The organism is Streptomyces sp. NPDC055013 (genome assembly GCF_053608645.1).
Window position 1 is genome coordinate 1 of sequence record NZ_JBSGVW010000006.1, and the last position, 13,354, is coordinate 13,354.

Consider the following 13,354-nt stretch of genomic DNA (forward strand, 5'->3'; position numbering starts at 1 on the left):
GCCCCCGAGGAGCGATCCTCGGGGGCCGCTTCGTCGTTTCTGAAGGATCCCTTCCACTTCCCGAATCACGTGAGCCCATGTCAGTTCGCGATGTGATCTGGACCACCAAATCACCGGCCTGAGGCAACCGCTTGCAATAGCCAGCCGTCTACCAAGTAGCGAATGAGGCGATACGGGGGAAATATCCCGTTGACAAGGGGGAAACGTGACCGCCACGCAGCCTGATGTGACTGTGATCATCGGGGCGTACGAAGCGATGCCGTACCTGGTCGAGTGCCTGGCTTCGGTCGAGGCGCAGACCATCGGCCCGGGACGCATCGAGGTCATTGCCGTCGACGACGGTTCGACGGACGGCACGGGGGAGTGCCTGGAGGAGTTCGCCGCCCGCGCGGCGATGCCGGTCACCGTGATCCGGCAGGAGAACTCGGGCGGCCCCAGCGGCCCGCGCAATGTCGGTCTGGGGAAGGCCGCCGGGCGTTTCGTCTTCTTCCTGGACGCCGACGACCGGCTGGGCCCCGAGGCCCTGGAGCGCATGGTCGCGATGGCCGACAGGAACGGCACGGACGTGGTGCTCGGCCGCATCGAGGGGGTCAACCGCACCGCGCCCAAGTCGATGTGGGGCAAGGCGCTGGACCGTACCGACGTCTTCTCCTCGAACATCAAGTTCACGCTGAGCGCGCAGAAGCTGTTCCGCCGCGACCTGCTGACCCGGCACAACATGCGCTTCGACGAGTCCCTGTGGACCGGCGAGGACGCGCTGTTCACGATGGAGGCCTACCTGCGGGCGGACGGCGTCTCCGTGGTCGCCGACCACACCTGCTACTACCTGGTGGGCCGCGACGACGGCAAGCACGTGACCAAGAGCGGCGGCTACACCCTGCGCTTCGACTCCGCGCGCGCCCTGATGAACCTGATCGCCGAGCACGTCCCGGCGGGCCCGCGGCGCGACCAGCTCATGCTCCGCCCCTTCCTCATCACCTTGCTGCCGCAGTTCGGACCCCAGTACGCCAAGGACAGCGAGAAGGTCCGCAACCACAAGCTCGAACTCGCGGGGCCCCTCATGGACGCCTACTGGACCCCCGGCATCGCCGGCCGGCTCAAGGTCCACGAGCGGCTGCGGCTGCACCTGGTCGCCGAGCGGCGCCCCGAACTCCTGCTGGACGTCGTGGAGTTCGTCAAGGCCAAGAAGCAGGCGGCGGCCCTCCTGGAGAAGAAGGGCCGCCGGGTCTACCTCGCCTACCCGCACTTCCGGGACGCCGCGGCCGGGATACCGGAGTCCGTGTACCTCGCCGAACCGCGCGAGGCCCGTGCCTTCCCCGGGTACCGGGAGGGCGGCGTGGACTCGTTCCTGCGGCGGGCGGTGCGCAAGGCGCGCCGGACGCTGAGGTCCTCCGGCGGGGCTACGCCGGGTGGGCGGGCCGCTGCGGCGTGAAGGACCGTCGCTGATCGGGGATCTCGGGGGTCTCCGCCGCCAGCCGCTCCGCCATCCGGGCGCGGTGCTCCCCGGCCTGTGAACACAGCGACTGCACGGCCTCGTTGAAGCGCACCTGTGACGACGGCTCGTCCGGCCCCAGCAGGTGCCGCTTCAACTCCGCCCGCGCCTCGCCCAGTTGATCCTTCTCGGGGTGCCGTACCGCGTCCAGCAGCTCCGGCACCCCGGCCGCGTCCGGCGTCAGCACCGTCCCCGCGCGCACGGTCGGGAAGGCCTTGCGGAACACGTCCTCCGCGAGGCCGCTGGTGTTCGCGACGGCGTACGGCTTCCCGCTCGCCAGGAAGTCGCTGATCACGCTGGACACATCGCTGATGAGCAGGTCCGCCTCGTTGAAGCAGGCGTACAGCGTCGGCCGGGCGGCCGTGACGACCTGGTGCTCCCACTCCGGCAGGGAGGCCCAGTACGCCTCCTCCCAGGCCGCTGTCGCCCGCGTCACCGCCTCCGCCCGCCCCGGTTCCGGCGCCGACTGCAGCAGCATCCGCTCGAGCTGATCGGCGGACGCCCGCACGTCGGTCGTGGTGAGCCGGTCCAAATCCTCGGTACGAAGGGCGAGTTCACCGGTGTCAAGCGGGCGCTCGCCGGTCCGTTCCCGGTTCGCCGCCGTGATCAGCTCGCGGATGCGCAGATCGGCAGCCCCCGCCCGCGGATCCACCGACCCCGTCAGCGGATGCGGCTTGTACAGCAGCCGTACGCCCGCGTCCGAGAGCAGCGCCCGTACGAGGTTCTCGCCGGCCTCGATCACCGAGGTGTTGCCGGGGTTGCCGTCCCAGCCCTCCCAGGTCGGGGCGTACAGCACCGTCGTGAACGCCCCGCCGGGCGGGCCCGCGTACGGCCGGACGTCGTCCAGCTGCGGGCGGCCGGTCTCCACGACGTCCTTGTCCTCGACGCCGACCTCGGCGTACGCGTACCGCTCGCGCGCCGCCGGACCGGCCACCCACACCTCGTCGTAGGCCTTCGCGTACGGGTTGCAGGACGACAGCTTGTCGCTCTCCCCGTGGTTGACGAAGGTGTGCTTGAGGGTGGGGATGCGCAGGACCTGGGAGGTCTTGCCGGAGTTCGAGGGGTGGATGAGGACCTGGAGCGAGGACTCCTCCAGGCGCATCAACGTGGAGACCTTCGGCAGGCAGAGGACCGGCACGTCGGTCGGCGCGATCTTCGGCACCATGAACCGCTCGCGCAGCACGATCAGCGGCCGTCCGTCCAGCTTCGCGAGCGGCTCCAGCCACATGTTCGCCTGGTACGCCGAGGACGCGCCTCCGGAGAAGTAGAGCCCGACCGTCGGCCGGTACTCCGTCAGCCAGGCGTCGAGCCACTCCAGCGTCTCCCGCTCACCCGCCGGGCGACGGCTCGGCAGCAGCCGTACGAGAAGGTCGTACAGGCCCACCAGGGCCAGACCCAGGGAGAGTGCGATGCCCACGGCCGCGCAGCGGGGGTCGTCGGTGGCCGCCGTGGCCAGCAGGCCGGCCGTGGCCGGGAGGCCGAAGACCAGCAGGCGGGGCCCCGGGCGGCGCAGCAGGATGGGCGGGGCGGGGGACAGGCGCAGGGCGGCGGCGTCGATGTTGCGGGTGACCACCGGCAGTGTGCGGGTGCGGCGGACCAGCACCGACACCGCCTGGATCGCGCAGTGCAGGACGTAGAAGGCGAGCAGACCCGCGACCAGCGGGGTGTACACCGGCTCCTGGTGCTGTTCGCCCAGCCGCAGCAGGCCCACCACGAGCAGCAGGTCCCGCAGCACGTGCCGCACGGTGATGTCCGCGTGCGACTTGGCGAACACCGACAGCATGCCGCGCTGCCAGCGCAGCAGCACGCCCTCGACGGCCAGGGACAGGGCCGTCGCGGCGAGCAGCAGCGGGACGTCGGGGCGCAGCGCCCCCACGGCCTGCGCGCAGAAGGCGGCGGCCAGGAGAGCGGTGACGAGCGCTCTCACCGGGATGCGGGACAGGGGTGCGGGCAACTGCGGTCACTCCAAGATCGGCGCGGGACGCGGGCGTCGGGTTACGGGTCGTGGTACGCCCGGGTTAACGCGCGGCGGCCTGCGGACGACACGCATGTGTCCTGGGGGCCTGGAGTGACCGGGGCTGCCGGGTGCCCCGGCCCTCGCCGTGGCGGCCGGGGACCCCGGCGCCCTACCGTCCCGATTGCAGTGCCCTGCGGATCGGGCCGCCGACCACGCGGCGGGCCCGGCGGTAGACGGACGGCGTCGCCACCGCCGCGCCGCCCTTGGCGGAGCGGGCCAGGTCGCGCCGCAACCGGTCGTTGTCCGTGGCGAGTTCGGTGATACGGCTCTGCAGCCAGCCGAACCTGCTGGTGAGCGAGGTCAGGTCGGCGTCGTTCCAGGGGCGGATGCCCGCCGGGAAGGACAGCGCCTTCATCCGTTCGTCGAAGGCGGCGCCGCCGTCGCCGTGCGTGAACGTGTTCTCCAGGCCGTTTCTGTCCAGGAACGCCGTGAACCGCTCGAACCGCTCCTGGTGGCCGCTCATCAGGGCGCCGAAGTCCGCCTCCTCGTACAGCGCCGCGGGGTCCACGTCCTCGGTCAGCTTGTCGATCCGGCGGTGCGGGATGTCGAAGTAGCGGCACAGTTCGAGCGTGCGCGAGTCGCCGCACAGCACGGTCGCCGGCGTGCCCGCCAGCAGCGCGGCGATGTTGCCGTGGATGCGGGAGCCGAAGGAGAAGTCGAACGGGCGCAGGTCGTCGATCCAGGTGACCGGGTCGACGTAGACGCGGACCTTGTCCTCCCGGTACATCGGGTGGTCGGGGTGCGTCGGCATCGCGGTCACCGTGCCGTTCGGGTCGGACAGGTCCCGCCAGTGCAGCTGCCGAGCGTCACTGAGGTTCTGGCCGATGAAGCGCAGGTACGGGTAGCGGGCGTGGGCGCGGGTGATGACCCGGTCCAGGCCCTGCGACTTCACCGCGCTGTGCGAGCCGTTGACCGCGATCCGGGAGCCGGCGCCGAGGACGGGCTCCCGCTTGGTGACGGTGAGCTCCTTGCCGTACAGGAACAGCGACGGGCAGCCGATGACCTCGACGTCCCGGAACCCCAGGTCCTTGAGGTACTTCTCGGTGAACTCGCCGCGCACGCCGATCGAGGCGCTGCGGTCGAGCACGGCGGAGACGAACTCGCGCACCGCGGGCTCGATGCCCTTCAGGCGTGCGGCGTTGTAGCCGAGCCCGGCCTGCGCGCCGACCCCCACCACGACCACCGGAATCCGCAGCTTGGTGATCAGGCGCGTCAGCCGCTTCAGCTGCCCCTCGAACGAAGGCCGGAAGGCGTTCGCGAGCGGGACGACGAAGGCGTCGTACTCCTCGTTGATCCGGCCCGCCGCCGAGACATCGGTGCGGATGCCGTTGGAGACGACCTCGGTGTGCGGGGTCTCAAGGATCTTGTGGGTGGCGTCGCTGAAGATCAGGTTGCCGGCATTGGTGGCAATGACGTCCCGATGGAGCGCCTCCTCGACGGAGACGACGTCGTAGGGGCTCTTGCCCGAACGCAGGAGAAGCCGCTTCGCGCGGGGAACGTGGAGAGCATCGTGTGGCACAGCGTTCAACATAAGTTTGCGCCGCCTTTTACTTCTATAGGCAACCAGCGCAACCTTTTTGCCGTATGCAAAGTGTGAGCAGGCCGTTACCACCCGGCTGTCCGTGGGCTGGAATCGCCGCGCGCCGCACGATCCTCTTCGCGTAGATTGCCGGTCAGGGAACCGGACGTACGCGAGGGGAAAGAACACAGGTGGCAGGGGCAAGGCAGGGTGTGCGCGAGGCCCGCAGGGTCGTCGTCAAGGTGGGGTCCTCGTCGCTGACCACCGCGTCCGGCGGCCTGGACGCCGACCGCGTCGACGCGCTCGTCGACGTCCTCGCGAAGAGCCGCAGCGGCGGGGAGCGGGAGGTCGTCCTCGTCTCCTCCGGTGCCATCGCCGCCGGTCTCGCCCCGCTGGGCCTGCGTCGCCGCCCCAAGGACCTGGCCCGCCAGCAGGCCGCCGCCAGCGTCGGCCAGGGCCTTCTCGTCGCCCGCTACACCGCCTCCTTCGCCCGCCACGGCGTCCGCGTCGGCCAGGTCCTGCTGACCAGCGACGACATGAGCCGCCGCGCGCACCACCGCAACGCCTCCCGCACCCTCGACAAGCTCCTCGCGATGGGCGCGTTCCCGATCGTCAACGAGAACGACACCGTTGCCACGGACGAGATCCGCTTCGGCGACAACGACCGGCTCGCGGCGCTCGTGGCCCATCTGGTGCGGGCCGACCTGCTGGTGCTGCTGTCCGACGTGGACGGCGTGTACGACGGCGACCCCAGCAAGCCGGGCACCTCGCGGATAGCGGAGGTGCACGGTCCGGAGGATCTGGCGCAGGTGGAGATCGGCCACGCGGGCCGGGCCGGGGTCGGCACGGGTGGCATGGTCACCAAGGTCGAGGCCGCCCGGATCGCGGCCGCCGCGGGCATTCCGGTCGTCCTCACCAGCGCGGTCCACGCCGCCGAGGCGCTGCACGGCGGCGACACCGGCACCTACTTCCACGCCACCGGCAAGCGCTCCGCCGACCGCCTGCTGTGGCTCCAGCACGCCTCCACCCCGCAGGGCTCGCTGACCCTGGACGACGGCGCGGTACGGGCGGTCGTCGAACGCCGGATGTCCCTGCTGCCCGCCGGGATCGCCGCCGTCGAGGGCGAGTTCAGCGCGGGCGACCCGGTCGAGCTGCGTGACAGCGCGGGCCACGCGGTCGCACGCGGGCTCGTCAACTTCGACGCCAAGGAGATGCCGCAACTGCTCGGGCGCTCGACGCGGGAGCTGGCACGGGAGCTGGGGGCGGAGTACGAGCGGGAGGTCGTGCATCGGGACGACCTGGTGATCCTGGAGCCGTAAAGCGGGTGATCCCGGAGTTCTGAACGCCCTCCGTTGCTCAGGGGCGCCGAAAACAGGGGGGAACGTCCCGCTGTCGACGTCGCCCTGAGGTGGACGTTCCGCGCTGTGTCGCCCCGGGGACCAACCCCCGGACCCCCGGCCGAAAACAGGGGGAACGCCCCGTGGCGCACGTCGCCCTGAGGTGGACGTTCCGCGCTGTGTCGCCCCGGGGGCCAACCCCCGGACCCCCGGCCGAAAACAGGGGGAACGCCCCGTGGCCCACGTCGCCCTGAGGTGGACGTTCCGCAAAACCGCCCCGCGAGCCCTTGCGGCCTGCTCAACTTTGTCTACGGGACACATTCCGCACGACCACCGAGTCGGTCACTGCGTAAAGGAGGCCGTCGTGAGACGAGTGCGCCCTGGAACGGCGTCCCGCAGTGCCGGTGGGGCCTCGTCCCGTGCGGCCGGTGAGGAGCGCGCCTTGACGAGCGTCGCGGCCGGCGACCGCTATGAGGAGCCCAAGGACCTGCCCCGCCTGTGGCACGTCACCCTCAGCGTCTCCGGTCAGGAGGCCCCGCTGAAGGAGGTCCGCCGCGCCCTCGAACAGCTCGCCCACGACCACCCCTTTCTGCTGACCAGCCGGTACGCGGGCGACCACGCCGAGATCCGCTACTGGGAAGAGGCCCGCGACCTGCACGACGCCGCCGCGGTCGCCCTGCGCCTGTGGGGCGAGCACCGGCAGAGCGCGGGACTGCCGCCCTGGGAGATCGTCGGCCTGGAGGTGATCGACCGCGAGACCTACCACCTGCGGCTCGCGGAAGGCTTCGGACCACCGTCGGCGACTCCGGTGGGTGTCCACCCGTTCTAGGTCGTGGCAGCGGGGGAGGCCGGGCAAAAGAGGGCGAGGGCCCGCGTTTCGGTTCCGTCTCGCGGTTCGGAACATACGATGGACCGCCCTCGCGGGCGCACTACCCTTCTTTCATGACCACGCTTTCGCCGTACGACTCGATGTCCCCGGTCAACAGGGCCGCCTACCGCGCCAAGGCCGCCGCCGCCGACCTCGCTCCGCTGCCGCGGGCCGAGAAGGACGACGCGCTGCTCGCCATCGCGGACGCCCTGGAGGTCCGTACGAGCGAAATCGTCGAGGCCAACGCCAAGGACATCGCCAAGGCCCGCGAGGCCGGCACCAGCGAGGCGATCATCGACCGGCTGACGCTGACGCCGGAGCGCGTGCGGGCCATCGCCTCCGACGTGCGGGACGTCGTCGCGCTGCCCGACCCGGTCGGTGAGGTCGTGCGCGGCTCGACCCTCCCCAACGGCATCGACCTGCGCCAGGTCCGCGTCCCGCTGGGCGTCGTCGGGATCATCTACGAGGCCCGCCCGAACGTCACCGTCGACGCCGCCGCCCTCTGCCTGAAGTCGGGCAACGCCGTGCTGCTGCGCGGCTCGGCCTCGGCATACGAGTCGAACAGCGCGCTCGTCCGGGTGATCCGCGACGCCGTGGGCGGGGCCGGGCTGCCCGCCGACGCCGTGCAGCTGGTGCCCGGGGAGAGCCGCGAGAGCGTGCGCGAGCTGATGCGGGCCCGCGGGCTCGTCGACGTGCTGATCCCGCGTGGCGGCGCCTCGCTGATCCAGACAGTGGTCACCGAGTCCATCGTCCCGGTGATCGAGACCGGCACGGGTAACTGCCACGTCTACGTCGACGCCCACGCCGACCTCGACATGGCGATCGAGATCCTGATCAACTCCAAGGCCCAGCGGGTCAGCGTCTGCAACTCCGCCGAGACCCTCCTGGTGCACCAGGACATCGCCCCCGAGTTCCTGCCGCGTGCCCTGGACGCCCTCGCGGAGGCCGGGGTGACCGTGCACGCCGACGAGAGGGTCATGGCGTACGGCAAGGACTCCAAGGCGACCGTCGTCGAGGCGACCGCCGAGGACTGGGAGACCGAGTACCTGTCGTACGACATCGCCGCAGCGGTCGTCGACTCGCTGGACAAGGCCGTCGAGCACATCCGCCTGTGGACCTCCGGCCACACCGAGGCCATCGTCACCACCTCGCAGCAGGCCGCCCGTCGCTTCACCCAACTGGTCGATTCCACGACGGTCGCGGTGAACGCGTCCACCCGCTTCACGGACGGCGGCCAGTTCGGCTTCGGGGCCGAGATCGGCATCTCCACGCAGAAGCTGCACGCCCGCGGGCCGATGGGGCTGCCCGAGCTGACCAGCACGAAGTACATCGTCACGGGCGACGGGCACGTACGGCGCTGACCCGTACGGCGTAGGGGCGCGCGGCCAGGGCATATGCGTCAGACACGCGCCCCCGGACAGCCTCCGTGCCGCACGACAGGTGTCTCACCAGGCAGATGAATTTCCATACCGTCTGCCCAAATTGACCCCCCAGGTCTACTCTGGAGCCGTGCCGGAGGACGTGGGGGGCACGCCGTTCCCTGACGGCTGGGAGCCCGACGACGACCACGACCGCGGGGTGTCGGACGAAGAGTTCGCCTCCGTGGTCTTCGACGAGGCCTTCGTACGGGCGGCCGCGGTGCACGAGCCGACCGCCGTCGAGCGCCTCCTGGCCGCCGCCCAGGCGAGAGCGGAGGCCTCCGAGGCGGAGGCCCGCCGCGCACCCGGCCGGGGCGAGCGGTACGACGACGGGTACGGTCCCGACGACCGCCCCTCTTTCGGCCATGATCCCGAGCTGGACGATCTGGACGACACGGACATCCTGGAAGGCCGCTACGGCGCCCCCGGTACGTACGGCAAACAGGTCCGCTGGCACCGTCCCGTGGCCTGGATGCTCGCCCTCGTGATGGGCATCGGCATGGTCGCGCTGGCCTTCACGGCGGTTTACCGCGGCGCGTCCTCCAGCGGCCGGGAGCAGGTTCCGGCGCCCGCGTCGACCGGACTGGAGCAGGGCAGCGGAGCGGCTCCCTCCGCTTCCGCCGACCACTCCCAACCGGCCATCTCGGCGACCCCGCGCACACCCTGATCGGACCCGGTCGAGGGAACCGATCGATGGCCTGAACGCCACTGAGAGCTGTCTGACGATCCTGGTGAGAACCTGTCAGAACTTGTCGTGCGGCAGGGCGTTTACCTGAGCTCCCCGCGACCTACCCTGAAGATATGGGAGGGCCGGCAGACCCACCCGAGGGGGCACCCGAGGGCAGCCCCGGAGGTGGCGAGGACGAGTACCGATCCGTCGTCTTCGACGAGTCGTTTGTCCGTGCTGCCCGCCTCCAGGAGTTCTCCGCGCAGGAGCGCATCACCGACCACGCCCCCGCCGTGCGCCGCCGTGCACCACTGCGGCGCGGCCTGTCCCGGCAGGCGCTGGTCCTGGTCCTGTTGATCGCCGTGGCCTTCGGTACGGCGATCTACATGGGTGTACGGCACCCCTACCAGACCCCGGCGAACTCCGGGCCGCCCGCCGAGCCGCTGCGCATGACCGTCATCCCGCTCGCTCCGGAGGGCAAGGTGCCCGGGGCGAGCGACACGGAGAACCTGTACGCGCGCAGTCCCGCCGCCCAGTTCCGGCTCGGTGCGGAGGGCATACCGCTGCCGGCCGCCCGCCGCACCGCGCACTTCTCGGACAGCCAGGTGACGAATGCGCTGAGCATCGCCAAGGACTACATCGTGCGCTCCTCGCTGTACCCCGAGGTGCTCACCGGTGAGCAGGTCCGTCCGGTGCGGGTGCTGCTCGATCCCGACCAGCTGGACCAGTTCGACCAGAGCTTCCGCCGGCCTGCCGCGGACGGGCGGCATGCGCCGACCGGGTGGCTGGTGCGCTTCGACCCCTCCCAGGCCGAGCTGGCGGATCGCAAGATCCGGGTGCAGGGGACGCTGCAAGCGGCGGAGACTGACTCGTCCACGCTCGAGGTCACGGCCGATCACACGTTTGTGTACGCGCTGCGGGCGGTGCGGGCGGGGGCCGGGGAGAAGGCGGCCGAGTCCTCGCTGTTCACCGTGCGGCGGGAGCTGCACTTCCGGTTCGACCGGGAGGACCTGCGGCTGCATCAGGCCCAGCTGGTCGTGTCCTATGTGCAGGCGGGGCCGCTGTCGTGCGCCGAGGACTCCACGAACCGGCTGCATCCGCTGCTGGCCGGGCAGACGGCGAAGGAGGGGGGCCCTGCGGGGACCGACCCCTACGCCACGGGTGGGGCGACGGCGCTGTGCGGGTCGCTGGCTACGGGGTCCCAGCCGAAGGTTTGAACGCGGGGGGTTTTCTCGCCCCCGCCGCCCCTACCCTTCCCGTCCTCCAAGGGCTCCGCCCCTTCGACCCCGGTCCCTGGGGGCTGCCGCCCCCAGACCCCCGCCGTCGGCCTGAACGGCCTCGTCCTCAAACGCCGGACGGACTGAAATACCGGGACCGGCGCCGAAAGGGACCGCCGGGTGCGGGGGTAGTCGCCAGCGGGTGCGGGCTGGGACGGTCGCCCTTGTCCTCAGGCGCCGGACGGGCGGGAATGCCCGGGCCTGTGCCGAGAAGCACCAGCGTCGCTCGTGTACCGCCTCCAGCCGGTGGGTGGGGGCTGGGGACGGCGGCGCCTGCCTCTGACGCCGAACTGGATGGAATGCCAGGACCGGCGTCGAGAGGCGTACGCAGGCCGTCAGCTGGTGGGCGTGCCGTCCCCGCCGGTGTCGTCGCGCCTCGGCTCGTCGTTCGGGGGTGCGCTTGTGAAGCCGCCGAAGCCTCGGCGTACGCGGCCGCCAAGGTCGCCGGCGCCACCCGCTATGTCCGTGACCAGCTTCATCAGGGGGTCCTTGGAGGACTTCACGTGGGTGGCGTAGTGGGAGGCGGATTCGCGGAAGGAGTCGGTGACCGAGGCGTCCTTGTCCTCGTCGCGGCGCGGGTAGTGGCCGTCCATGATGCGCTGGTAGTCGCGGGACTCGGCCCACTTCTTCAGCTCGGCCGCGCGGACCGTGGTGAAGGGGTGGGAGCGGGGCAGGACGTTCAGGATCTTGAGGACCGAGTCGCGCAGGTCGCCGCCCGCCTCGTACTCCTCGGCCTGCTTCAGGAACGCGTCGACGTTCATCTCGTGCAGATGGTGGCCGCCCGCCAGCTTCATCAGGCCGCGCATGGAGGACTGGAGGTCCTGGCCGACCAGCAGGCCGGCGCGGTCGGCGGAGAGCTCCGACTTGCGGAACCACTCGCGCAGCGCCGTCACGATGGCCATGATCGCGATGTTGCCCAGTGGGATCCAGGCGACCCGGACCGCCAGGCTGGTGAGGAACAGGAGGATCGTGCGGTAGACCGAGTGGCCGGAGAGGGCATGGCCCACCTCGTGGCCGACGACCGCCCGCATCTCCTCTTCGTCGAGCAGCTCGATCAGCCCCGTCGTGACCACGATGATCGGCTCGTCCAGGCCGATGCACATCGCGTTCGGCACCGGGTCCTGGTTCACGTACATCGGCGGGACCTTCTCCAGGTCCAGGATGTAACAGGCGTCCCGCAGCATGTCGTTGAGGTGCGCGAACTGCTGGTCCGACACCCGCACCGAGTCGGACAGGAAGAGCAGCCGCAGACTGCGCTCGGGGAGCAGGCCGCTCAGGGCCTTGAAGACCGTGTCGAAGCCGCTGAGCTTGCGCAGGGCCACCAGGGCCGAGCGGTCCGCCGGGTGTTCGTACGCACGCGAGGAGATCCCCGGGAAACGCCTGCGCTGCCTGCTCGGTACGTTCTCGTGCCCGGTGTGCTCGTGGCCTTCGGACATGTCTTCCCCCATGTGCGTCTGGATGGCTCTGTGCGGCTCTTTGCGGAGCCTTGTTCCGCCCTTTGCGCCCCCGAAGCAGAGCCCAGCCTAGGCGGAGTTACCGTGGACGGGCACTACAGCGAAGGAGTTCCGCGTCATGGAGCACAATCCTCCGGCCACCTGGCTCACCGAGGCCGCGAGCGCGGCCGAGCAGCAGGGGGCGGGAAATCTGCTCCGGGTCGTACTGATCGTGATGGTCGTGGGCTGTGTGCTGACCGCGTGGTTCCTGTTGCGGGGCTACAGGCGGAATGACGACTGAGCCGCCGGGAAGGTTCCCCGCGGACCGTCGAAGGCGCCCCAACGGTGGAGTCGGCGTGATAGCCGTCATGGCGCCCGCTTACGATGGGCCGACATCTTTATCCCGCCCACACGCGATAGGTCACGCCGAAGATGAGCTTCCACAGCGCCGCTGCCCAGTTGGTCACCCTCGCCGCCGAGGGCGAGGAGCACAGTGGCAACCACAACAGCATCAGCCCGTGGCTCACCGGGGGTGGCGCCTTCGTCATCCTGATGCTCCTGCTGTGGATCACCACCCGCTTCAACCGCGACCGCTGAGTCCCGGCCAGGTCCTTCCCGGTCCGGCCGGCAGCTGCCCGGCCGGAGCCCTCAGGCGGGGCCGGTAGGGTCTGCACGCATGGGAGAGCAGGACATGCCTACCGGCCCCGGAAACGGCCCGTCGAACCGCGCCAAGCGCCGCCTCGGCGTCATGGGTGGAACGTTTGACCCGATCCACCACGGCCACCTCGTCGCGGCCAGTGAGGTCGCCGCGCAGTTCCATCTCGACGAGGTCGTGTTCGTGCCCACCGGCCAGCCGTGGCAGAAGAGTCACCGGCACGTCTCCCCGGCCGAGGACCGCTATCTGATGACGGTCATCGCCACGGCCGAGAACCCGCAGTTCTCCGTCAGCCGCATCGACATCGACCGCGGCGGCCCGACGTACACCGTGGACACCCTGCGCGACCTGCGTGCGCTCAACCCCGACACGGACCTGTTCTTCATCACCGGCGCCGACGCCCTCGACCGGATTCTGACGTGGCGGGACTCGGAGGAGCTGTTCTCCCTCTCGCACTTCATCGGGGTCACCCGGCCCGGCCATCACCTCAACGATCCGGGGCTCCCGGAAGGCGGTGTCTCGTTGGTCGAGGTTCCCGCGCTGGCCATCTCGTCCACCGATTGCCGCGCGAGAGTCGCAAAGGGAGACCCCATCTGGTATCTGGTGCCGGACGGAGTTGTGCGCTACATCGACAAGCGCGAGCTGTACCGCGGCGAGTGAGGCAGTGAGCC

The 13,354-nt window shown here is 70.6% G+C and carries 12 protein-coding genes; 9 read left to right on the top strand and 3 right to left on the bottom strand.

All coding sequences use genetic code 11. From position 1 onward, the window contains the following. Positions 1-205 precede the first annotated feature (205 nt). A complete protein-coding gene (locus ACWGDB_RS09765; RefSeq protein WP_453821957.1) occupies positions 206-1,432 on the top strand; it encodes a glycosyltransferase family 2 protein in 1,227 nt (408 codons plus the stop codon). On the opposite strand, the gene ACWGDB_RS09770 is transcribed toward ACWGDB_RS09765, so the two are convergent. Together ACWGDB_RS09770 and ACWGDB_RS09775 are read right to left on the bottom strand one after the other, a co-directional pair. Next, positions 1,401-3,446 carry a hypothetical protein gene (locus tag ACWGDB_RS09770; protein ID WP_453821958.1) on the bottom strand — a complete coding sequence of 682 codons (2,046 nt, stop codon included), beginning with the start codon at positions 3,444-3,446 and terminating at the stop codon, positions 1,401-1,403. The genes ACWGDB_RS09765 and ACWGDB_RS09770 overlap by 32 nt on opposite strands. Positions 3,447-3,618: 172 nt before the next feature. Then, positions 3,619-5,040, bottom strand: a complete 1,422-nt coding sequence (locus ACWGDB_RS09775) for a polysaccharide pyruvyl transferase family protein (RefSeq protein WP_453821959.1) — start codon at positions 5,038-5,040, stop codon at positions 3,619-3,621. Between the two features lie 200 nt (positions 5,041-5,240). Here ACWGDB_RS09775 and proB point away from each other — a divergent pair, with 200 nt between their 5' ends. The 5 genes from proB (at position 5,241) to ACWGDB_RS09800 (ending at position 10,535) form a co-directional block, all read left to right on the top strand. Beyond that, positions 5,241-6,347, top strand: coding sequence for a glutamate 5-kinase (gene proB, locus ACWGDB_RS09780; protein ID WP_453822170.1), 1,107 nt, complete (start codon positions 5,241-5,243; stop codon positions 6,345-6,347). Positions 6,348-6,738: 391 nt separating this feature from the next. Beyond that, positions 6,739-7,194 carry a hypothetical protein gene (locus ACWGDB_RS09785; protein ID WP_453822171.1) on the top strand — a complete coding sequence of 152 codons (456 nt, stop codon included), beginning with the start codon at positions 6,739-6,741 and terminating at the stop codon, positions 7,192-7,194. 113 nt (positions 7,195-7,307) lie between these two features. After that, entirely contained in the window at positions 7,308-8,594 is a 1,287-nt protein-coding gene (locus ACWGDB_RS09790) for a glutamate-5-semialdehyde dehydrogenase (protein ID WP_453821960.1), read from the top strand. A gap of 148 nt (positions 8,595-8,742) precedes the next feature. Beyond that, positions 8,743-9,318 carry an SCO2584 family spore wall biosynthesis protein gene (locus ACWGDB_RS09795; RefSeq protein WP_453821961.1) on the top strand — a complete coding sequence of 192 codons (576 nt, stop codon included), beginning with the start codon at positions 8,743-8,745 and terminating at the stop codon, positions 9,316-9,318. Between the two features lie 134 nt (positions 9,319-9,452). Continuing rightward, complete coding sequence (locus ACWGDB_RS09800; RefSeq protein WP_453821962.1) at positions 9,453-10,535, top strand: SCO2583 family membrane protein; 1,083 nt, start codon at positions 9,453-9,455, stop codon at positions 10,533-10,535. A 395-nt stretch (positions 10,536-10,930) separates the two neighbouring features. Here the strand turns inward: ACWGDB_RS09800 and ACWGDB_RS09805 are convergent, their stop codons facing one another. Further along, positions 10,931-12,043, bottom strand: a complete 1,113-nt coding sequence (locus tag ACWGDB_RS09805) for a M48 family metallopeptidase (protein WP_453821963.1) — start codon at positions 12,041-12,043, stop codon at positions 10,931-10,933. Positions 12,044-12,167: 124 nt separating this feature from the next. Between ACWGDB_RS09805 and ACWGDB_RS09810 the strand changes: the two genes are divergently transcribed. The 3 genes from ACWGDB_RS09810 to nadD all read left to right on the top strand — a co-directional run bounded on the left by ACWGDB_RS09810 (position 12,168) and on the right by nadD (position 13,343). Beyond that, a complete protein-coding gene (locus ACWGDB_RS09810; protein ID WP_328427687.1) occupies positions 12,168-12,329 on the top strand; it encodes a hypothetical protein in 162 nt (53 codons plus the stop codon). 131 nt (positions 12,330-12,460) lie between these two features. Further along, a complete protein-coding gene (locus ACWGDB_RS09815; RefSeq protein WP_453821964.1) occupies positions 12,461-12,625 on the top strand; it encodes a hypothetical protein in 165 nt (54 codons plus the stop codon). Positions 12,626-12,704: 79 nt separating this feature from the next. Continuing rightward, entirely contained in the window at positions 12,705-13,343 is a 639-nt protein-coding gene (gene nadD, locus ACWGDB_RS09820; RefSeq protein ID WP_383611116.1) for a nicotinate-nucleotide adenylyltransferase, read from the top strand. Positions 13,344-13,354 lie beyond the last annotated feature (11 nt).

Excerpts from the sequence above, each read along its gene's own strand:
- ACWGDB_RS09775 (WP_453821959.1), bottom strand. The coding sequence starts at position 5,040 with ATGTTGAACGCTGTGCCACACGATGCTCTCCACGTTCCCCGCGCGAAG.
- ACWGDB_RS09790 (WP_453821960.1), top strand. The coding sequence starts at position 7,308 with ATGACCACGCTTTCGCCGTACGACTCGATGTCCCCGGTCAACAGGGCC.
- ACWGDB_RS09800 (WP_453821962.1), top strand. The coding sequence starts at position 9,453 with ATGGGAGGGCCGGCAGACCCACCCGAGGGGGCACCCGAGGGCAGCCCC.
- ACWGDB_RS09805 (WP_453821963.1), bottom strand. The coding sequence starts at position 12,043 with ATGGGGGAAGACATGTCCGAAGGCCACGAGCACACCGGGCACGAGAAC.
- ACWGDB_RS09810 (WP_328427687.1), top strand. The coding sequence starts at position 12,168 with ATGGAGCACAATCCTCCGGCCACCTGGCTCACCGAGGCCGCGAGCGCG.
- ACWGDB_RS09815 (WP_453821964.1), top strand. The coding sequence starts at position 12,461 with ATGAGCTTCCACAGCGCCGCTGCCCAGTTGGTCACCCTCGCCGCCGAG.
- nadD (WP_383611116.1), top strand. The coding sequence starts at position 12,705 with ATGGGAGAGCAGGACATGCCTACCGGCCCCGGAAACGGCCCGTCGAAC.